Raw genomic sequence first — 21,192 nt, 5'->3', positions numbered from 1 at the left:
GACGAGCCGGCGGGGGAGGGTGCGGCCGCCCGCGTACCCGGGAGACAGCCGGCGCAACGGCGGCGGGCGACGCCCGCGCCGGAGCCGGCGCCGGTGTTGGACGACGCGGAGCTGCGCGGCGCGCTGGAGGCCATCCTGCTGGTGGTGGACGAGCCGGTCAGCGAGTTGACCCTGGCCCAGGTGCTGGAGCAGCCCGCCGAGCGGATCGGCCCGATGCTGGACGAGATCGCCGCCGGCTACACCGCCGCGGGGCACGGTTTCGACCTGCGCCGGGCGGCCGGTGGCTGGCGTCTCTACACCCGGCCGGAATACGCGACCTACGTGGAACGGTTCGTACTTGACGGGCAGTCGGTACGGCTGACCCAGGCCGCACTGGAGACGCTCGCGGTGATCGCCTACAAGCAGCCGGTCACCCGTTCGCGGATCTCGGCCATCCGGGGTGTGAACTGCGACGGGGTCATCCGTACGCTGGTTTCCCGCGGGCTGGTCGAGGAGTGCGGCACCGAACCGGACAGCGGGGCGTTCCTCTACCGGACCACCACGATGTTCCTGGAGAAGCTGGGGCTGAACTCGGTGGACGACCTGCCCCCGCTCGCCCCGTTCCTCCCCGACGACGTAGAAGAGCTTGCCGATGCGACGCGATGACCGTGCCCCGAAGACCGACGCCCCCGTGTACGAGGGGACCGAGCGCCTGCAGAAGGTGCTGGCCGCCGCCGGCGTGGGCTCCCGACGCGCCTGCGAAGACCTGATCTTCCGGCGCCGGGTGACCGTGAACGGCCGGGTCGCCCAGCTCGGCGACAAGGTCGACCCCGCCACCGCCGTGATCCACGTCGACGGCGAGCGCCTCCAGGCCAACAACCGCCTGGTCTACGTGGCGATGAACAAGCCGCGCGGGGTGGTCACCACCATGGCGGACGAGAAGGGCCGTACCGAGCTCGCCGACTTCATCGGCAGGCGGCTGGAGCAGCGCGTCTACCACGTCGGGCGGCTCGACGCGGACAGTGAAGGGCTGCTGCTGCTCACCAACGACGGCACCCTCGCCCACAAGCTCATGCACCCGTCCTACGAGGTGCTCAAGACCTACCTCGCCGAGGTGGCCGGGCCGATCCCGCGCAACCTGGGCAAGCGGCTGATGGCCGGGGTGGAGCTGGAGGACGGGCCGGTCAAGGTCGACTCGTTCCGGGTGGTGGACACCCTGGGTAAATCCGCCCAGGTGGAACTGTCGCTGCACGAGGGGCGCAAGCACATCGTCCGGCGGTTGATGGCCGAGGTGGGGCACCCGGTCTCCCGGCTGGTGCGTACCGCGATCGGGCCGATCCGGCTGGGTGACCTGCGCACCGGGCGGCTCCGGCGGTTGACCAACGCGGAGGTCGCCGCCCTGTTCAAGGCCGTGGGTGACTGACCCGGCGAACCGGGTATCGGTGCCGGTAGGCTTCGTCGCGGCCGGTGGGCCGTCGGGTGGCGCGGGTCGCCCCCGACGGTGGCGCGCGCGGCCACCCGCGAGGCGCGGGCATGATTGACGATGGACAACCGCTCAACGGCGCCGGAGACACCGGCGACCCGCGAGGTACGGGCTATAGGAGGACAACGGTGGAGGAAAACGTACGGGCCGGGCGCTGCGTGGTCGCTGTGGACGGGCCGTCCGGTTCGGGTAAGTCCACCGTCTCCCGGCGGCTCGCCGCCGGCCTCGGTGCCCGCTACCTCGACACGGGGGCCATGTACCGGGCGATCACCTGGGCCGTGCTGCGCTCCGGGGTCGACCTGACCGACGTCGAGTCGGTGGCCAAGGTCGCCGGCGAGGTCGACCTGCGCATCGGCACCGACCCCCAGGGGTACGGCGTGACCGCCGACGGCGTGAACGTCGACAAGGAGATCCGTGGCCCCGAGGTGACCGGTGCGGTCTCCGCCGTGGCAGCCGTCCCGGCGGTGCGCGAACTGCTCGTCGCCCGGCAGCGTCAGATGATCATCAACGCCGGCCGGATCGTGGTCGAGGGCCGCGACATTGGCTCCGTGGTGGCCCCCGACGCCGACCTGAAGGTCTACCTGACCGCCTCCGAGGCGGCCCGCGCCCAGCGGCGCAGCGCCGAGGACGCGAACGACGTCGCGGCGACCGCCGCCGACCTGGCCCGCCGGGACCAGCTCGACTCGACCCGCAAGGTCAACCCGCTGCAGCAGGCCCCGGACGCGGTGGTGCTGGACACCACCGAGCTGGGCATCGACGAGGTCGTCGCCCGACTGCGCAACCTGCTCACCGAACGGGGGGTGGCATGAGCGAGAACATCTCGGAGTGGGTCGAACTGCGGGAGCCGGACCTCGACGTCGAGGAGCCATCCGGTCCGCAGCCGGTGGTGGCCGTGGTCGGCCGCCCCAACGTGGGCAAGTCGACGCTGGTCAACCGGATCATCGGCCGCCGCCAGGCGGTCGTGGAGGACGTCCCCGGGGTCACCCGGGACCGGGTGCCCTACGACGCGCAGTGGACCGGCCGGACGTTCACCGTGGTGGACACCGGCGGCTGGGAGCCGGACGCCAAGGACCGGGCCGCGGCGATCGCCGCGCAGGCCGAGACGGCCGTGGCGACCGCCGACGTGGTGCTCTTCGTGGTCGACGCGATGGTCGGTTCGACCGATGTGGACGAGGCCGCGGTGAAGATGCTGCGGCGCAGCGCCAAGCCGGTCATCCTGGTGGCGAACAAGACCGACAACACCGCCATCGAGATGGAGGCGACCTCGCTCTGGTCGCTCGGCCTCGGTGAGCCGTACCCGGTCTCCGCGCTGCACGGTCGGGGTTCCGGCGAGCTGCTCGACGCCATCATGGACGCCCTGCCCGAGGCGCCGAAGATCATCGAGAACCGGCCCCGCGGCCCGCGCCGCGTGGCACTCGTCGGCCGTCCCAACGTCGGCAAGTCCAGCCTGCTCAACCGGTTCTCCGGCGAGGAGCGGGCGGTGGTCGACGCGGTCGCCGGCACCACCGTCGACCCGGTCGACAGCCTGGTCGAGATCGGCGGCGACGTCTGGCAGCTGGTGGACACCGCGGGCCTGCGCAAGCGGGTCGGCAAGGCCAGCGGCACCGAGTACTACGCCAGCCTGCGCACCGCCTCGGCCATCGAGGCGGCCGAGGTGGCGGTGGTGCTGCTCGACTCCAGCGAGCCGATCAGCGAGCAGGACCAGCGGATCCTGTCCATGGTCACCGAGGCCGGGCGGGCCCTGGTCATCGCCTTCAACAAGTGGGACCTGGTCGACGCCGACCGCCGGTACTACCTGGACAAGGAGATCGACCGGGAACTGCGCCGCATCCCCTGGGCGATCCGGCTGAACCTGTCCGCCCAGACCGGCCGCGCGGTGGACAAGCTCGCGCCGGCGCTGCGCAAGGCGCTGGCGAGCTGGGAGACCCGGGTGCCGACCGCGCAGCTCAACCAGTGGCTGACCGCGCTGGTCCAGGCCACCCCGCACCCGGTGCGCGGTGGTCGGCGCCGAAGATCCTCTTCGCCACCCAGGCGGGGGTCGCGCCGCCGCGCTTCGTGCTCTTCACCACCGCGCCGCTGGACGCCGGCTACCAGCGCTTCGTCGAGCGCAAGCTGCGCGAGGAGTTCGGCTTCGAGGGCAGCCCGGTGGAGATCTCGGTACGCCCGCGCAAGAAGCTCGGCCCCGGCGGCCGCGGCAAGGCGCACGGCTGACCCGTCCCGTCCCGACCGCCGGGTGGAGCCTCGTGCTCCACCCGGCGCTCTCTTTCCTAGGACGCTCTAGGGGGAGTGGCGTGGGACGCCGCGACGCGGGAGGGGCCTGTGCGCGTGGTGCGAAGATCCTGCGCTAAGCTGTACCGGCTGCCGCGGGGGAGACCACGCGGGGGCATCGGGACGTGGCGCAGCTTGGTAGCGCACTTGACTGGGGGTCAAGGGGTCGTCGGTTCGAATCCGGCCGTCCCGACAGATAAAAGCCCTGACCAGCGGAAATGCTGGCCAGGGCTTTAAGTTGTCTATGGGGTTTTGAACCGCCCCCCGAAAACCTCCCATTTACCGGGTCGGCAACCAGGTTTGTCATCATGCCCATCGTTAGGCGCCGCGGGTGCGGGGGGTTGCCGTCTCCGGCGGTCGGCGCCGAGTCGCTCAAGGATGTCCGAGACGTCCGGGGCTTGGGCGGGCTTGGCGATGGGACTGTGTCGGCGCCGCCAACCAGCCTTCTCTGCGTAGCCCTGGCCGGTGAACGGCCGGCCGGTCGGGACGACTGCCCTGGAGAGCAACTGGCGCCAGGCGCCGGTGATGGCTCTCCAGGGCAGGAGCGTTCGTCGGTTCGCGGCCGGCGGCCGGCGAGGCCGCGGTGGGATCAGCGCCGCCGGGCGCGCTGGCCATGAGGGTACGGCTGTCCTTGACCCCCATGCCTACCCGGCCGTTGGCGAGGTCCGCGGGTGACCGTCACGCCCGTCCAGGCAGGTCAACTCTCCGTTGTCGAGACAGACAGGCCTGTCATGCGCGGTAGCGGACGACGAAGTTGACGTAGGCGTTGTCGGGACGCGTTTCTGCGTCGCCGCCGGAGGTGATGAAGTGCTGGTGTGAGCCGGCGGAGCCGGTGTTCCCGCCGTTTTCGTTCCAGATGGCGCGGTGTGAGCCGGCGATGGGGGTGGACGACTTGTCCTGGGGCACGCCGTAGACCTCGTGGCTGTGGTCGCCGTCGCTGTCCAGGGTGAACGCCTGTCTGGGCCGGCCGGTGGCGTGTTTCTGCGTGGAGCCGCAGCGGTCACCGGCGGCACCGCCGGGCGCCGGCTCGCTCCGGCTGCCCGCGTCGGGGTCACGACCCGCGCCGTCGTCGACACCGCGCAGCAGGTAGCCGCGGTAGTCGGGCAGGTTGAAGGTGGTCGTGCCGTCCCCACCGCCGTGCAGGGTGCCGATCACCGCGAAGAGATCGGGGTAGTCGGCGCGGCCGATGAGCCGCCCGTCGCAGTACATCCACCCCTGCTCCTCCAGCCCGTACTGGTCGAGTGGGTTGCCGGCGCCGTAGGCCAGCACCGTCCCGATGACGAAGTGGCCTGTCGGCACGACGGGCATGTCCTGCTCGCTCATCTGGTGCTCCTCACGAACGGGTGCCGTAGAAGATCAGGTAGTTCTGGTAGAGGTTCACCGGACAGCTGTCCTGGTCGCCGCCGCTGAGCCCGTGGCTGTGCCAACCGTTGTTGCTGGTGTTGCGGCTGCCGTCGTTCCAGTCGGCGTAGTGCGATCCGGCGGCCCAGGGGTGGGAGTTGTCGTCCGGCAGGTTCGGCACCCAGTGGTGGTGGTCCTCGCTGTGATTGGTGGCGAAGCAGTCGCCGGCTGGTAGGCCGGTGGCTTTCGGTTGGACCGAGCCGACGCGGTCGCCGCTGAGCCCCCCGGGGTTCGCCGGGGTGCGGGAGCCGGCGTCGGGGTCGCGGCCGGTGCCGTCGTCGACGCCGCGTTGGAACCGGCCCCGGTAGTCGGGCAGGTTGAAGGTGCTGGTGCCGTCCCCGCTGCCGTGGATGTCGCCGAGGACGCTGTAGAGGCAGGCGTACGTGGTGCGGGACACGGCGCTGCCGTCGCACAGCAGCCACCCCTGCGGGGCGGGATCGTTGCCGGAGACGACGGCGCCGTAGCCGACGACGGTGCCGACGAGCACACTGGCGACGCCGATGACCCCGGTGGGTTCTGTTTGGGAACTGGTTGTCATGGTCACCTCATCCGTCGAACTTGATGACGAAGTAGACGTACGTGTTGATGGGGCGGGTCTCGGCGTCGCCGCCGCCGTCGACGTAGTGGGTGTGCGCGCCGGTGCCCCAGATCCACCGGCTGTCCTGCCAGATCCCGTAGTGGCTGCCGGTTACCGCCGCTCCCGTCGTGTCGGCCGGCATGTGCTCGACGGGGTGCGAGTGAGCCCCGCCGCCGTCGACCGGGAACGAGGTGCCCGGCAGGGCGGTGTACCAGTCCTGGGCGGAACCGGGATTGTTGCCGGCGAGCCCGCCGCGCCCGGAAGGGGCGCGGGTGTTGGCGTAGGGATCCCGCCCGGCGCCGAGGTCGACGCCCCGGGCGAACCGCCCGCGCAGGTCCGGGAGGCGGAACCTGCCGTTGCCCGCGCCGTAGTTGCCACCGATCACGGCGTACAGGGCGGGATAGTCGGCCTCATCCAGTTCGGCGCCGTCACAGTAAAGCCAGCCCTGCGGCCGCAGCCACGAGACGTCGAGCCGGCCGGCGAAGGCGGTGATGGTGCGATGGGCACCGGTGACTGGTCAGCTGGCATCCAGGAGTCCTCTTCTCACACTTGGTTCGGCATCCGCTCGCCGATGGTCATGGCCCACAGCTGCAGCAGCGTGGGAGAACGCACCCACAGCGGCGGGTGCAGGCCCGCCTCCCGGAGCACGCTGTTGGCGTAGGTGGTGCAGTTGTTGGTGAAGACCGAGAAGCGACCCGCCAGCTGTGCGCTCCTCTCCGCGAACGCCTCGGCGGCCTGCACGTTCTGCCCTGGCAGGTAGACGCGGCGTACGTAGCGGCGGAGGACGCCGTTTCCGCTCATGGGCTCGTAGGCCACGTTCTGGACGTTGATCGTGGTGCGCTGCCCGCCGCGGAACGTCGCCTTGAGACTGCGAGGTCGGCGTCCAGGCCGCTGATCCTGGTGCTGGCCGCGCCCGGGGCGCGGGTGCCGATTTGCGCGTGCCAGACGCTGCCCATGTCGTAGTTCATGACGTAGGCGGCCCCTGCCTCGCCGGCGGCCTGGGCCCGGTGCCCGGCGCTCACCGTCATCCGCGTGCGCAACATGTTGCCGCGGCCCAGGACACCGCCGAGGGCTCCGCCGACGGCTCCGCCGAGCCCGCCCAGCACGGTCGACAGGCCGGCGCCGGCGTTGAAGTCCTGGCCCTGAAGGTGGTTGGTGACGCCGTTGCTGATGAATCCGTCGAGGGCGCCGAGTCCGGTCCCGATGAACGTCTCGATGCCGAGCGACGCCGCCACGCTGGTGGTGGCCGCCGCCGACACGAATCCCAGCCCGGCGGCCGCCAGGCCGAACGCCGCTCCCAGGCCGACCGAGATGCCCCACTCCTGCCAGGTGGCCTGCGGTCCTTCGGCGTTGGCGTGGCCCAGACCGTACGCGGCGCTGGCGATCCCGCCGCCGATGAGGAGGCCGCCGAGGAGAGTGCCGCCCACCATGAGCGGCCAGGCGAGGCCGGCGGTTCCGATCGTGAGCGCGAATCCGGCCAGGGTGACGGCGACGCCGCCGAGGACCGCTCCGAATGCTGGCCAGGACCAGGCGAACCCGCCGCTGGGGTCGTACCCGTTGACGGGATCTCCGCCGGCGTAGAGGTAGGGACTCGGATACTGCCCGGCCGGGTCCATGCTCAGGAACCGCCCGGTGTCCGGGTCGTAGAGGCGCTGTGGGAAGAGGTAGAGGCCGGTGCCCGGGTCGCGCTCGGCGCCGGTGAACAGGTACGGGTAGGTGGCGCTCGCGCCGTGGTCCACTGGGGTGCCGAGGAATCCACCGGCGGGCAGGTAGGTGAACGCGCCGATGAGGCCGGTCGAGTCGTAGACCCCTCGGGTGGAGCCGAGCCGGCCGCGCAGGACGTACGCGGTGCCCTGCGGTGACCAGACGGCGATGGTGCCGCCGGGTCCCGGGATCAGGTAGCCGGCCCGGCGGGTCCCGTCCGGGTCGACGTGGTGCAGCGCCAGCGGCGCCGCATCAGAGCCCGGTACGGAGAGCCGTTGCCGGTCGCCGGTGGTGCGCAGCAGCAGGGTGCCGTCGGCGTCGCGGGTCAGGCGGAGCTGTCCGGCGGCCCCGGTCAGGCCGGTGGGCAGCCCGGAGGCCGGCTCGTAGCGCAGGTCCTGCACGTTCAGCGGCGGCGCGTCGGTGACGTTGCCGTCCCGGTCGTAGCCGAACGGGTCGCTCTCCACGTCGTCGTCCTGCACGGTGCACAGCCGGTTGGTGCCGTCGCGGTAGCACAGGCGCTGGGACACCCCGGCGGCGACGCGGGTCGTCAGGTTGCCGTTCGCGTCGTAGGTCAGTCCGCTCAACCCGAACCGCTCACCCGCGCTGCAGTCGGCCACGGCGAGGCGGCCCAGCGGGTCGTAGCCGTAGCGGACGGTGACATCGGGCAGGAAGCCATCCTGGCGTACGCCGGTGAAGCGGGTACCGGTCCGGGCGGCGCGGCCGTCGTGGTAGCCGCCGTCGTCGTATCCGCCGCTGGTGTAGTCGGTGGTCTCGGTCAGGTAGCGGTCCTCGACGCGGGTGAGCCATCCGGGTGGGGTGTAGCGGTAGGCGCGGGTGAGCTCCGCCGCGGTCCCGGGAGCGAACACCTCGGTCGCCAGGGCGCCGCCGGGGGTGTAGGTGAACCGGGCCAGGTCGGTGTCCTCTCCGGCGTGCGCGCCGGTGATCGAGACCAGGTTGTTGAAGCCGTCGGTGGTGAGTCGGGCGGTGAACGCGCTCGCCCCGAGCTGGGCGTCGTAGGTGATGGCGGTGACCGCGCCCGTGGCGTCGTAATCGAATGCGAGGGTGTGCGGGGCGTCGTCGTCGTAGGAGGCGACGTGGATCGTGCGGGTGGTGACCAGGCCCCGCTGGTTGTAGGTGTAGGTGCTGCGGGTGCCTGCCGCGTCGCCGGTGGCGGGGCCGGAGCAGGTCTGCCACAGCCGGCCGTACAGCAGCGGGTCGGTGCCGTCGCCGTCGTAGCGGTAGCGGGCCAGCCAGGTGCCGGTGGCGGGCAACCAGGCGGGGTCGTCGGCATGTCTCTGCAGCTCGTCGCGATTCCATGCCGCGACGCAGGTGCCCTGCTCCACGAGCCGGCTCAGGCTGTCGTACCGCTGATAATTGAGGTAGCCATCGCTGGCGGCCTGCGGGCCCTGACTGAATCGCAGCCGGCCGAGGGTGTCGTAGACGTGGTTGACGGTGCCGTCGAGGTCGGGCCCGGTGACCGACACGGGGTTGCCGACGAAGTCGTACTCGAATCGTTCGACGAAGCGGTCCCGGTCGGGCACCCGGGTGTCGGTGACGTTGGGTTGGTCCCTGCACACCAGGTTGCCGTAGGGGTCGTAGTGGTTGCGCACGAGCGCGAAGGTTCCTGGTTCGCCGGTCAGGTCGCCCTGGGCGACGGCGACGGTCCGACCCAACCGGTCGCGCCACAGCCGCATCACCCGGCCGTCGGGGTCGGTGCCGACCTCGAGCGGGTACTGTCCGGCGGGCAGCTTGGGCAGGAGCGGCTGCGCGGTGTTCAGGCGGTATTCGGTACGGGCGGTGTGCCGCTGTCCGACGGGGATCGACTCGACGATGGCGAACGCGCGGCCGGGCCGTCCGGATTCGACGGGTCGGCCCAGTGGTGAGGGTTCGAAGAGGGTGCGGGAGAACGGGTAGCCGCCGTCGTCGGGGTAGGCGCGGGTCAGCTCGCAGTCGCCCATCGCCCCGGTCTCGGGATCCAGGTCGGTCATCAGGCCGGGTCGGTAGCCGATCGGCTCACCGTCGACTTCGACGGTCTTGGTGGTGATCGCCGCCCGGCCGGCGCTGTCGTAGCCGGTGGCCGACAGCCGCACGCGGGTGTCGTCGACGCGGTGCAGTTGCCGGGGGCGGCCGGCGTTGTCGGTGAAGCAGATCCCGACCACGGGGGCGGTCCCGAACGCGATCCATCGCAGCGCCAGCGGCCCGTCGGTGGCGAACGCGACCGCACCGGCGAAGCCGTCCGGTGTGACCCGCTGGAGCAGCAGCTCACCGTCGACGTACCAGAGCATGCGGTGTGGCCAGACGATGAGCATCAGGTCGGTGCCGGGTTCCGCCGGTGCCGCAGCCGCCGCCTCACCGTCGGGCTGGTGCAGCGTCCAGCAGCCGTCGGCCCAGCGTACGCACCACTCGCCGAGGGTGAGCCGTACCGGTCGCCGCACGGCCGGGTCGGCGGCCAGGGCGAGGCGCAGCAGGTAGCTGCCCTCGGGCGTCTCGGTGAGGGCGAGCGTGCCGGTGCCGTCCTGCGCGTAGCGCAGCAGGCCCGGTTCCTGCTGCCAGCCGGCGTCGGCGCGCCACTGCGCGCGCCATTGGTCGCCCTGCCGGAAGTCGGTGAAGGTGCCGGGGCCGCGCAGCGACGCCACCAGGGTGGCGTTCGGCCGGGCGGGGTCGAAGGTGTCCCGTCCGCAGCGCCAGACGTACTCGGCGGTGGCCGACAACGGCCAGTTGTCGAAGCCGACGTCCAGCACGGGTCGGCCCAGCAGGTCGTGACCGATGCGGCGGGTGTCGCTGAGCAGGTCGACCGTGGCGCGCAGTTCCTGCCCGTCCGGGGAGTACACCGAGGCCTGCAGGCTGGCCGCGACCGGGGCGAACGCGAGGTCGTCGACGAGGAGGTACCGCCGGTCCTGGCGGCTGGTGAGGGTGAGTGTCACCGACGCGATGGCGCCCAGGTCGAGCGCCTGCGGGTCGATCAGCTGGTGCAGCCAGCGCCACCGGTCGTCGGTGGCGGGGACGGACAGCACGATCTCGGCCGTGCGGCCCTGCTCGTCGCGGACCGTGGTGCGCAACGCGGCGAGGTCCGGGTCGTCGACGAACCCCGGCTGGGTGCAGACCCAGCACGACAGTTGATAGGGCCGGTCGCCGCGGGCCGGGGTGAACTCGTTGGTGATGCCGATGGCGCAGTCGGGGTCACCGGGGATGGCCAGTCGCCGTGACCCGGAGTGCGCCGGGCCCTCGGTGATGTACCCGGTCGGGTCGAGGCCGGCGGGGGTGAGCGTCCAGCCGCCGTCGTCCTCGTACTCCTCGAAGCCGTACCAGCAGACCTCGCCGTGGCGGGGGTCGGCGTTGGCCGTGGTGGCGACCGCGAAGCGCCGCTCGCGGTCGTAGATGGCGGCGGCGACGTGCCCGCTGGCGTCCAGCGCCGCCAGTGGTTGGGCCCGCTCGGTGACGTCGAGGACCTGGCGGGCGCAGAGCCAGCCCGGTCCGGGTTCGGCGTCCGAGCCCCACTCCGGAAAGGTCGGGTCGCCGACGCCCAACCACTGGTAACCTCGCGCCGCTGCCCAGGGTCCCCACTCGTTGCGGTAGGTGGTGACCTCGCTGGCGGTGACCACGTCCGCCGTGATGTCGCTGGCGGTGACCTGGCTGGTCGGGACGAGGCAGTTGAGTTCGCGCAGGCCCGGGTAGGTCTGCCAGGCGTAGTGGGTGTCGCGGCGCAGCCGCCGCCGCACCCCCTGGTCGTCGACGTTGTCGCTGGTTTCGCGGCACGGCTGCCCGTGGGCGTTGTACTCGTGTTCGGTGGCGTCGACCAGCCACCCGTACACGGTGAGCCGTGTCCCGTCGGCGACCACCTGGTAGTTCGTGCCGTCGGCGTCGGTGAGCCGCCAGCGCCGGTCGGGCTGTTCCTCGTGCACCGTCACCGGGTCGGTCAGGGGTGTCCCGTGTGCGGTGAAGTGCGTCCGTAACGCGGCCCGCACCCCGTGCCGGCGGATGTCGGTGCGGTCCGTGTCCGCGGTGAATAGCTCCCCCGCGGTCGCTTGGGTCTGCCTGCGCACCCTGGTGTAGGCGCCGACGACGCGCAGGTCGCCGTCCTGACCCGTGTACGTGTAGGGATAGCTGACGCTCTCGCTGACCTGGCGACCGTCGGCGTCGAAGGCGCGGGTGCGGAACAGTTGCCCGTTGAGCTTGCTGAAGTACGCCCGAGCGTTGCTGTACTGGTCGGAGACCGGGTAGAGCACGCCGGGCACGCTCGGGCTGAGCCCGTTGAAGAACACTCGTTCGACGCATCCCTGGCCGCCGTCGCCGGGCGTGGCACGGACCGTGACGTACTGCGTGACCAGGCCGTACGGGTCGTAGGTCGCGGTGGCGAGGTCGTAGTCCAGCGTCGTGTGCCGGGCCTGGTAGCCGGTGTCGCTGCCGACCCGGACCACCGGGTAGGCCACCAGCCGGGTGGCGGTCCGGCCGCCGACGACCCGGTACAGGGCAAGGCTGGTGGCGTGGTCGAAGTCAGGGCCACGGTAGGTGACAACCGTCTCCGGGCCGGTGAGGATCTGGCCGGGCTGCGGGTCGTGGACCACCACCCGTTCGCCGGGCAGCGAAACCGACTCCCGCACCGCGGCGTCGACGAGCGTGACCAGGTGAGTCGAGCCGCTGCGGTCCTCATAGCTCAGGTAGCCGGGCGCGGCGTTGGTCAGGGTCGCCAGGTCCGCGTCGACCGGCAGGGTGTACACGGTGCTCCAGGCGCCCTCTGGTGTGCGCCAGAGCAGGTCGCGGCCGACCGTGCGATAGCCCTCGGCGAGGGTGGGCAGCCCAGGGTTGGTGCCGTTGGTCCGGGTGGGGGTGCGCCACGCGTTGCGGTAGGGGTCGTACTCGTACAGCTCGGCTGTCCACTGGCCGCTGTCCTGGACGGTGATGGCGTAGGCGGTGTCGGCGGCGTAGTGGTAGGTGTAGCGGGGGCCGACGGTGGGGCGGGTCGAGGCGGCCTGCTGCCAGCGGGCGCCGTCGAAGCGGAACAGGTGCTCGCCGTTGGCGGCGCTCGACCCGTTCACCGTCGCGTATCCGACCGGGTTGCGGGCGTCCACGGGCTGGCTGCCGTCGGCCTTCAGAACCTGCCCGAACCGATATGCCGTGGACCAGGTGACCAACCGGCTGGCGTACCGGACGGTCCCGGCGGTGTCGTCGAAGGCGGTCACAAAGCCGAGCACGGCGAAGGACGCGCCGATGGCGAGCAGCCGATCGGTCGAGGTGGCTGTCCAGTCGATGTCGACGGTTTCGCTGACGGTGTCTCCGCGACGCCAGTGCCGCTCCGCGTCGCAGTGATAGACGGCAACGCTCAGCGTTCGGCTCTGTTCGGCGTAGGTGACGGCGACACAGACGCCTGCGCCGCTGGCCAGCGCGACGCGGTCCACTCCGCTCAGCCCGAAGTCCTGCTCGACCCAGCGCCGCTCGACCGGATCCCACGTGACGATCTTCAACTGCCCGGCCCGGGCGTCCGCGACGGCGACGAAACCGCCGCCGACGCTGACCGCCGGCTCGGCCATCGGCTCATCGAGCGTGACCGGGTACGTGTCACGTTCCCACTCGCCGAAGCGGAACGGCTCCGCGCGGACCAGGTGGACCCGGTACTGACCGGTGTGCGCGTCCTGGTACCAGACGGCGAAGAACCCGTCGGTGGTGAGCACCCGCAGGGTTGCGGGCGTCGCCGCCCACTGCCGGGTGTCCTGCTGCGCGGACCAGCTGCCATTCCAGGAGTACACGCCGGTGGTGATCTGACCGGCGGCGCTGTTTTCCCAGGTCAGTACGGTGTAGGTGGGGCCGTGCCAGACCCGTGGTGTCCCGCCGGCGGCCGGTCGTTGGATCGCGACCCGCAGCGCGGTGTTGGGCAGCTCGGCGGCGCGGTACTCGTATCCCGCCTGCCCGCCCTGCGGCGTGCGCGCGCCGGACATCGCGCCCGGGTTCGAGCTGTCGACGCCGTGGTAGTCGAACTCCAGCTCCGGAAGGGCCCCACCGCCAGCCAACTCCTGCCCGACGGCGATGAGATAGCGCTTGAGGTACCGGCTGTCGTCGGCGTGCCGGGAGCGGTTGCGCAGCGCGTAACGCAGCCGCGTGGTCAGCACGGTGCCGCCGGCGCTGTCGCGCACGACGATCTGGTCGAGGTAGCGGTCCTCCAACTGGAACTGGTAGGCGTTCTGGCCGCCGTGCGGCGGCACGTACGGAGACGGGGTCTCGCAGGGCTCCTTCGACAGGTAACGGAAGTCAACGGTCTGCCCGAACACGTCGACGATCCGGCGGAGCCGGCACGAGCGGGTGCAACGCGCCTGCGGGCTCGCCCCGATCAGCACGTCGTCGATGTCGTACTCGAACGACACGGTGTCGCCCGCCAGCGAGCGGATGTGCAGGAGGTTCCACGCCAGCGGAAAACTCATCCCGCCCGGAAGTGTGGACGGGCCGATCCAGTTGCCCCACCGCACGCCGCGCTGCACCGCCCCCAACCCGTAGGTGGAGGTGCTGCCGTCCTCCCGGACGATGGTCCAGTACTCGGATTCCGGGCAGGTGGGGTCAGGGTGGTAGGTGATCTGCCAGAACGGCTGGTCGACAAGTTGGAAACGCTGCGCCGGCCCGTCGACGCCCACTCGCACGAGCTGTCGCGCAGCACCGCCGGTGATCAGGTAGAACACGTCGTCAACCGTCGTGCCACTGGTCTGGGACTCGACGACCACGCGTTCGTACGGCAGGGACCAGCCCAGACCGAGCACACCAGTGGGCGAGGTGAGGTTGGACCGCTGCACGGAATGGTGCACTCCGCTGCCGTAGAAGGCGGTGACGGTGACGTCCAAGCCGCCACGGCCAGTCAGCGAAACCAGGTCCAGGGGCAGGTTCACCTCCCCGCGGAACATGTTCACCACGTCAGCGACGTCACCACCGACGAGCAGCTGCGACGTCCGTACCCCTGGCGCGGCCGCTGCTTGCGCCATCGCCATCGCGGCCACCCCCCGTCTGCCCGACAGCCGATTGCGCTCGTGTCGCCCGGACTGGCGAAGCACGTACCCGAAAATATCGGGCCAAAACTCGCAGAAGATGACAAATGCCCTAAAGAGCCTCAAACGGTGTACAGCTTGCCCTCCGCTCGGGCAGCGATCAGGCTGACGCGAGCTGGCCGGCATTCAACAGCCCGGACCCGACGGACATCGACCTATCGCGGCGGCGGTCACCCGGGCGAACTCCTCCGGGTTGTCCAGCATGACGTTGTGGCTGGCGTCCGGCACATCACCACGCGCACCCGCGGTGAGGTCGTCGGGGTCCCGGATCGGGGCGCCCTGCGCGCCGGATGAACGTCCGCGGCATCGGCAGGCGCACCAGCATGTGGCGCATGGTGGGCCGGGTCGCCGCCACCAGGTGCACCGGGCTGCGGTAGAGGCCGACTGGATCGGCGAGCCGCATGGTCGCGGCCCACAGCGGCACCCGGTCGAGTGTCTCGGCGAAGCCGCCGGCGAGGAAATCGGCCTCGGTGTACGTGTTGATGCCGCTTCCGCCGACCTTCGGCGCCGGGCTCGGTCCAGGTTCGCCTCCACGAGCACCAGCTGGCCGACGAGGTCCGGTCGCTGGTGGGCGAGGACGATCGCCACCGCGCCGCCTATTCTGTGCCCGATCACGTCCGCTCCTCGCGCCCAAGGACGTTCAACCGCCCTACTCGGCCGAGACGCTGCGAACTTTGTGCCGCGACGGCCGGCACGCCACGGGATCGCGGTGCAGCGCACGAACAAGATCCACAGAACAACTTGCGCTCATCCAGAGACTTACCGCCGGGGAACTACGTCACTGTTGACCTACCAGAGGGCGCATCCGCGAGGTAACGCTTCGACCATCGTCAACGTGCTGGTCAGGCTCGCGCTGCCCCAGTCAGCCCGTGACATGATTGCGCCCATGGGGAAGCAGCAGGACGTCGACGGGCCCGACGGTCACCGCGGGTCAGGTACCACCGCCCACCGTGCGAGCGGTGGCAGCGCCGACGCGCGGCTTGCCCTCGCGCAGGACCCCGCAACGCCACAGATGACCCTCTTCGACTTGGCGTCCGACCCGTCGGCCGTGGTCCGTAAGGCGGTCGCGGCCCGGACCGACGCACCCGCGCAGGCACTGCGACCGCTGACCCGGGACCATGATCGTCAGGTCCGGGAGGCTGTGGCGAGAAACCCTTCGACCTCGGTCGCCAATCTCTTGCGTCTCGTCAAAGACCCCGACCGGTGGGTCCGCTGGGCGGTCGCCGGCAACCCGGCTTGCGATGAGTCGGTTCGCCGGGTGATGTCAGAGGCACCCGACAAGGAGCTTCGTGGTCTCCTCGCGGAGATGCGGGAGTTGGAGCCCGAACTGGCCGCAAGGCTGATCGACGACGTCTCACCCGAGGTACGGGAACGACTCGCCACTCACACCCACGACCCCGACGTGATCGCCGCCCTGATGACCGATCGCACCGTACGCGTACGCAAGGGGGTCGCCCGCAACCCGCGGACCACCGCTGAGCAGCGCAGGGCGCTTGCCCAGGACCCCGTGGTCGACGTCCGTGCCGCGCTGGTCCGCGCGGTCCAGCTGGACGAGGCGGATCTGGAACGCCTGGTTCACGACCGTTCGGTGCAGGTCCGACTGGCAATGGCAACATCCGAGGTCATCCCGTCGCACATCCGGCAGGCCCTCGGTCGCGATCCCGACGATATGGTGGCCGGCGCCGCGCGGGATTTCCGCCCGGCGTCTGGCAACGCCCCGGTGATCAGGGCTCCACGCGTCGGTCACCGGCGCTCTGGGACCGGCCCAGGTCGGCCGGGCGGCGCCGCGCGCTGAGGCCGGCGGCATGTCTGCCGCGGCCATACAGGACGGGCACGCGTCGGGACGCCCCCGGTTCAGTCCGGAACCGGATCAGGTGAGCAGCGGCGCTCGGCGGTGAGAGCGGTGCCACCTCGTACCGCTCAATGGCGTCGACAACTGGCCGTACCCGCTGCTCGGCCTGGGCATGATCGCCCGAGGGGCTGCTGCTCACCCGGCGTCGACCGTCGGTGAGGACCCCGGGACGCGGTGGCAGCGCGGCCGTCCCGTCACGGCGCCGCTCGGCTGTAGGGAACGACTCCCCTGGCCCGGCGCGAATCCGGCCGTCCCGACGCAGGTGAGGGCCATCTCGGCGAATCGAGACGGCCCCTTTGTCGTACCTGAGTGACTACGCCCTCAGCGTCGAAGATCTGGTCCATGGCGACGGCGCCGCTCAGGAGCACGGGCCGGAGCGGGTGCGCTGATCGCGGACCTGTGAGGGCACTCCGGCACGACCGTCACCGAGAGCGTTCCGGCCGCCTCAGCAAGATCATCGGGCACAAGGCGGGCACAAGTGACCCCGACAAGGGCTGCCAAACCTGTAAGGCAACGAGGGACCTCGCCCAGGCCAGGCAGCGGATGCGCCCGATCTGAAGTGATCCGCGGACCGCCGGAGGGGTTCAGGGTTCGGGCCCTGGCGGCCCACTCACACGTCGGTCAGCGGCCCTGACCGGGCTTCGGAACGCCGTGATCAGGGCGTGATTCGGGCCGCCACCGGCAGGTGGTCGCTGCCGGTGGCGGGCAGCACCCATGAGCTCTCCGGCTTCACGCCTCTGACCAGGATCTGGTCGATCCGTACCACCGGGAACTGTGCCGGCCAGGTGAGGCCGAAGCCGTTCCCGGCCTCGTCCTGGGCCGAGCGCAGCTGCGAGGTGATGCTGGCGAACGCGCGGTCGTCCATGGTGCCGTTCAGGTCGCCGAGCAGCACCACCCGCTCGTTCTGCTCGGCGGCGATGGCCTCGCCGAGCGCCTGCGCGTTTCTGTCCCGGTGGACCGTCCAAAAGCCCGCCCTGGGATTCACCCGTGCGGACCCCAGGTGGGCCACATACACCGCCAGCGGACCCCGGTCCGTGGTCACCGTGGCGCGCAGCGCCCGGGTGTAGGCCATCTTGACGTCGACCGGCTTGGTGTCCGCCAGCGGCCCGTAGTCCATCTTGGTGTCGACCGGCTGGGTGTCCGACAGCGGCAGCTTGCTCCACAGCCCGACCGTGCCCTGCACCGTGTGGTACGGGTACACCTTCGCCAGCTCGTTCTCGTACGTGCCCCGGGCCTGCTCGGTCAGCTCCACCAAAGCCAGCACGTCGGCCCCGGAGGCGGCCAGGTCGCGGGCGGTGCCGGCCGGGTCGGGATTGCCGGCGCCGACGTTGTGCTCGGCCACGGTGAGGTCGCCGCCCGGGTGGGACTTGTCGCCGAGCAGCCCGCCGAAGAGGTTCAGCCACACCATGACCGGCAGCAGCAGCGCGGCCACCGCGGAGGCGGAGCGGCGCCACAGCGCCCCGATCAGCAGTACGGGGATGAACAGACCGAACCAGGGCAGGAAGGTCTCCACCAGGCTGCCGAGGTTCCCGATCCGGTTCGGGATCTTCGCGTGCAGCAGCATGAGCAGCCCGAGCAGCAGCGCCAGCGCCGCGAGCACCCGGCCGCGCTTCCAGGGGCCCGGCCGGGAGGCGGCGCGTATCGCGCGGCGGATGTGCGCGTGCCAGGTCCCGGCGCCGCCCTGCCCGGTCTCCGCCGTGGCCACCTGCGTCATCGTCTGTCCTCGCTCACCGCCGGTCACTGCCGCATCCTCGGGTCCTGGAGGGGCGGCATACATTCTCGGGCAGTAGCCGCCGTCGATCGCTTCGGGGCGCAGTTCGTAGTGCCGGGCCCCGTTGCGGTAGATCTGGCACAGCGGTGGCGGAGTCCTCCGCTGTGTTGTTGCGGCGGCTTCCGTCGGGATCGTGACAGGGCTCGTCTACCGCTACCGCTACCGGCGGGATGGCCTCAAGGAGGGGGAGCGGCTGGCCCCGTTCGTACGACGGCCTGATCGCGGCCAGTGACCGCAGTACGAGGCAACAGCGCGACCGCAGGACCCGAGTGACCAACTGAGTGAGGATCGGAGCGGACGCCAGCGGACGAGCGGGGACACCGGTGACCGTTCCTACAGCACAGGTGTCGCGGAGGAGCAGGTCGGGCGGCGGCGATGATCTTGTGCAGCAGCAAGGTGCAGCAACGGCTCATTGATCGAGCCTCACGGCGGCGCGACAGGCGCCGAAGCCCCGGGCGCCGACCCTCGGCAGTGCCTCCCGAGCCGGTCGGCCGCACGCTCGGTGACATCCGGGTGAGAGCTCCGCCGGGCCGTGATCGGGACCAGGTTTTTCCCCGATCCCAAACTTGATCGACGGGGTCACCGACAGTTTTGGCATTTCGAGTTTTCGCGTTCTTTCGGGCACGGCTGGTCAAGGATGGGCCCAGGGGGCCAGCCATGGGTGCCGGCACCGACGGTGTTCGCGCGTCGGTGCCGTCGCAGGGAGAGGAGCCGAAATCATGGACATGAAGCTCGAGTTCATCGTGCTGCCCGTCGCGACGTGGGTCGGGCCAAGGACTTCTACAGTGCGCTGGGTTGGCGGGAGGATATCGACAAGGGCGAGGGGGATGCCCGGGTGGTGCAGATGACACCGCCCAGGTCGGACTGCTCGATCATGTTGGGCCCCAGCCTCACCACGGCCGCGCCTGGCTCCATGCAGGGCCTGTGCCTGGTCGTGGACGACATCGAGGCGGCCCGGGCCGAGGCGGCGGGCCGCGGCATCGACGTGAGCGAGGTCTTCCACGCCGAAGGCGGTGGCTTGCCCCTGGCGAACGCCCAAGGGCGGGTCCCCGGGCTGGCTCCGGATCGGGCGAGTTACTTCTCGTTCGCCTCGTTCAACGACCCGGACGGCAATGGCTGGCTTCTCCAGGAGGTCACCACGCGCTTCCCCGGCCGGCTGTGGTGAGTGCCGGACCGGCTCTCCTCGCGATCAACCAGGAGCCGCCCCTGCGTGCCTCGTCCGGTCCGGGGCAGTCGCGCAACGGCTGGGATGAGTGGGGGACCGCGCAACGGCTGGCATGAGTGGGGGACGAACAGGTGGAGTCATATCCCGCGGTGGAGAACCATGGCCTGATCGGTGATCTCCAGACGGCGGCGCTGGTGACGAGGGACGGGACGATCGACTGGTTCTGCGCCCCGCGGTTCGATTCGCCGAGCATCTTCGGCGGCCTGCTCGATCGCCACAAGGGCGGCTACTTCCAGATTTCGCCGGACGGTGTCGACTACGTGAGCAAGCAGCTCTACCTGCCCGGCACGCCCATCCTGATCACCCGCTTCCTCAGCGCGGACGGAGTGGGCGAGGTCATCGACTTCATGCCGGTCGCGGGTGATCGGGCGACCGACCGGCACCGTCTGGTCCGGATGCTGCGGGTGGTGCGGGGCAGCATGCGGTTCCGTTTCGACTGCCAACCCCGGTTCAACTACGGCCGGGACCCGCACGAGCTGGAGGCCTGCCCGGACGGCGGCGTCTTCCACGGTCCGACGCTGTCGCTCACCGTGAACGTCATCCGGTACGCCGAGCGCCTGAGCGAGGAGCACGAACGGCGGCGCAGCACGGAGGGCATCTGCGTGGTGGCCACGCTGCGCGAGGGCGAGGCCGGCGGCGTGGTGCTGGAAACCAACTCGACCGACCCGCCGCGTGCCTACACCCCGGGAGAGGCCCGCGATCTGCTGGAGGAGACCCGGGACTACTGGCGGCGTTGGCTCGACCGCTCCCGTTACACCGGGCGGTGGCGGGAGATGGTCGAACGATCCGCCATCACCCTGAAACTCATGACCTACGCGCCCACCGGGGCCCTGATCGCCGCCCCCACCGCCGGACTGCCGGAGCAGATCGGCGGCCAGCGCAATTGGGACTACCGCTACACCTGGATCCGTGACGCCTCATTCTCGGTGCACGCCCTGCTCGGCCTCGGCTTCACCGAGGAAGCCGCCCAGTACATGCACTGGATGAACGACCGGATCCAGGACGCCGAGGATGGCGGCGTGCCGCTGCAGATCATGTACCGGGTCGACGGATCACCCGACCTCGCCGAGGAGACGCTGCACCACCTGGAGGGCTACCGCGGTTCAGCACCCGTACGGGTCGGCAACGGCGCGGCCGACCAGCTGCAACTCGACATCTACGGCGAGGCACTCAACGCCCTCCACCTCGCCGACAGTCACGGACTGCAGCCCTCCCACCAGGGGTGGCTGAACACCGTGAAGCTCATGGACTGGCTCTGCGACAACTGGGACCAGCCCGACGACGGGATCTGGGAAACCCGCGGCGGCCGCCAGGACTTCACCTACGGCCGCCTGATGTCCTGGCTCGCCCTCGACCGAGCGGTCCGACTCGCGCACCGCCGCGGACGACCGGGCGACACCAGCCGATGGGTGGGTACGCGCAATCAGATCTATGACCAGATCATGAGCCGAGGCTTCCACCCCGGACGCCGCGCCTTCGTGCAGCACTACGCGACCCACGTGCTGGACGCGGCACTGCTCGCGATGCCGTCCATCGGATTCGTGACCCCGACCGATCCGATGTGGCAGTCGACGTTGCGCGCCATTGACGACGAACTCGTCTCCGACAGCCTCGTCTACCGCTACGACCCGGCCGCCTCGCCCGACGGCCTGCCCGGCAACGAGAGCACCTTCACCATGTGCAGCTTCTGGTACGTCGAAGCACTCGGCCAGTCCGGCCGGCTCGACGAGGCCCGGCTCACGTTCGAGAAGATGCTCACCTACAGCACCCACCTCGGCCTCTACTCGGAGGAGATCGCGCCGACCGGCGAGCAGACCGGCAACTTCCCGCAGGCGTTCAGCCACCTGTCACTGATCAGCACCGCCGTCAACCTCGACCAACTCCTCGACGCCCGCCCTTAGCCCACC

Annotated in this window: 13 protein-coding genes, 1 tRNA gene and 1 pseudogene; 8 read left to right on the top strand and 7 right to left on the bottom strand. The window is 70.8% G+C overall.

What is annotated here, in order from left to right; translation table 11 throughout:
- The 5 genes and pseudogenes from scpB to JNW89_RS02515 form a co-directional block, all read left to right on the top strand.
- Nucleotides 1–645: SMC-Scp complex subunit ScpB (gene scpB, locus JNW89_RS02535; protein ID WP_238447503.1), on the top strand; the 645-nt coding region annotated here is incomplete at its 5' end.
- Entirely contained in the window at nucleotides 632–1,402 is a 771-nt protein-coding gene (locus JNW89_RS02530; protein ID WP_238447502.1) for a pseudouridine synthase, read from the top strand. The genes scpB and JNW89_RS02530, both read left to right, overlap by 14 nt.
- A 188-nt stretch (nucleotides 1,403–1,590) precedes the next feature.
- Nucleotides 1,591–2,271: a (d)CMP kinase gene (gene cmk / locus JNW89_RS02525; protein WP_238447501.1), complete on the top strand. Its 681-nt coding sequence runs from the start codon at nucleotides 1,591–1,593 to the stop codon at nucleotides 2,269–2,271.
- A pseudogene (der, locus tag JNW89_RS02520) lies at nucleotides 2,268–3,673 on the top strand (ribosome biogenesis GTPase Der). The gene cmk and the pseudogene der overlap by 4 nt, the downstream one beginning before the upstream one ends.
- A gap of 176 nt (nucleotides 3,674–3,849) precedes the next feature.
- Nucleotides 3,850–3,923 (top strand) — tRNA-Pro (locus tag JNW89_RS02515).
- A gap of 536 nt (nucleotides 3,924–4,459) precedes the next feature.
- Here JNW89_RS02515 and JNW89_RS02510 read toward each other — a convergent pair.
- From JNW89_RS02510 to JNW89_RS02485, 6 genes are all read right to left on the bottom strand, one after another.
- Complete coding sequence (locus JNW89_RS02510; RefSeq protein WP_238447500.1) at nucleotides 4,460–5,053, bottom strand: phage tail protein; 594 nt, start codon at nucleotides 5,051–5,053, stop codon at nucleotides 4,460–4,462.
- Between the two features lie 10 nt (nucleotides 5,054–5,063).
- Nucleotides 5,064–5,669, bottom strand: a complete 606-nt coding sequence (locus tag JNW89_RS02505) for a phage tail protein (protein ID WP_238447499.1) — start codon at nucleotides 5,667–5,669, stop codon at nucleotides 5,064–5,066.
- Between the two features lie 7 nt (nucleotides 5,670–5,676).
- A complete protein-coding gene (locus JNW89_RS02500; RefSeq protein WP_309139941.1) occupies nucleotides 5,677–6,201 on the bottom strand; it encodes a phage tail protein in 525 nt (174 codons plus the stop codon).
- A 50-nt stretch (nucleotides 6,202–6,251) separates the two neighbouring features.
- The gene (locus tag JNW89_RS02495) at nucleotides 6,252–6,509 is read right to left on the bottom strand and encodes a DUF2459 domain-containing protein (protein WP_238447498.1); all 258 of its coding nucleotides are present in this window, start codon (nucleotides 6,507–6,509) and stop codon (nucleotides 6,252–6,254) included.
- Nucleotides 6,506–14,380, bottom strand: coding sequence for an RHS repeat-associated core domain-containing protein (locus JNW89_RS02490; RefSeq protein WP_238447497.1), 7,875 nt, complete (start codon nucleotides 14,378–14,380; stop codon nucleotides 6,506–6,508). Before JNW89_RS02490 ends, JNW89_RS02495 begins: the two co-directional genes overlap by 4 nt.
- Nucleotides 14,381–14,666: 286 nt before the next feature.
- Nucleotides 14,667–14,861 (bottom strand): hypothetical protein, encoded by a 195-nt coding sequence (locus tag JNW89_RS02485; protein ID WP_238447496.1) that lies wholly within the window; start codon nucleotides 14,859–14,861, stop codon nucleotides 14,667–14,669.
- A gap of 411 nt (nucleotides 14,862–15,272) precedes the next feature.
- Here JNW89_RS02485 and JNW89_RS02480 point away from each other — a divergent pair, with 411 nt between their 5' ends.
- On the top strand, nucleotides 15,273–16,232 hold the full coding sequence (locus JNW89_RS02480) for a DUF2336 domain-containing protein (protein WP_238447495.1): 960 nt from the start codon (nucleotides 15,273–15,275) through the stop codon (nucleotides 16,230–16,232).
- Nucleotides 16,233–16,944: 712 nt separating this feature from the next.
- Here JNW89_RS02480 and JNW89_RS02475 read toward each other — a convergent pair.
- Nucleotides 16,945–18,003 carry an endonuclease/exonuclease/phosphatase family protein gene (locus tag JNW89_RS02475; RefSeq protein ID WP_238447494.1) on the bottom strand — a complete coding sequence of 353 codons (1,059 nt, stop codon included), beginning with the start codon at nucleotides 18,001–18,003 and terminating at the stop codon, nucleotides 16,945–16,947.
- Nucleotides 18,004–18,820: 817 nt separating this feature from the next.
- Between JNW89_RS02475 and JNW89_RS02470 the strand changes: the two genes are divergently transcribed.
- Nucleotides 18,821–19,225, top strand: a complete 405-nt coding sequence (locus JNW89_RS02470) for a VOC family protein (RefSeq protein WP_238447493.1) — start codon at nucleotides 18,821–18,823, stop codon at nucleotides 19,223–19,225.
- 131 nt (nucleotides 19,226–19,356) lie between these two features.
- Nucleotides 19,357–21,186 carry a glycoside hydrolase family 15 protein gene (locus JNW89_RS02465; protein WP_238447492.1) on the top strand — a complete coding sequence of 610 codons (1,830 nt, stop codon included), beginning with the start codon at nucleotides 19,357–19,359 and terminating at the stop codon, nucleotides 21,184–21,186.
- Nucleotides 21,187–21,192: the final 6 nt, after the last annotated feature.

This window comes from Micromonospora sp. 4G55, from assembly GCF_016803375.1.
The sequence above is the reverse complement of the archived record's forward strand: the minus strand, read 5'-3'. Positions and strand labels throughout refer to the sequence as shown.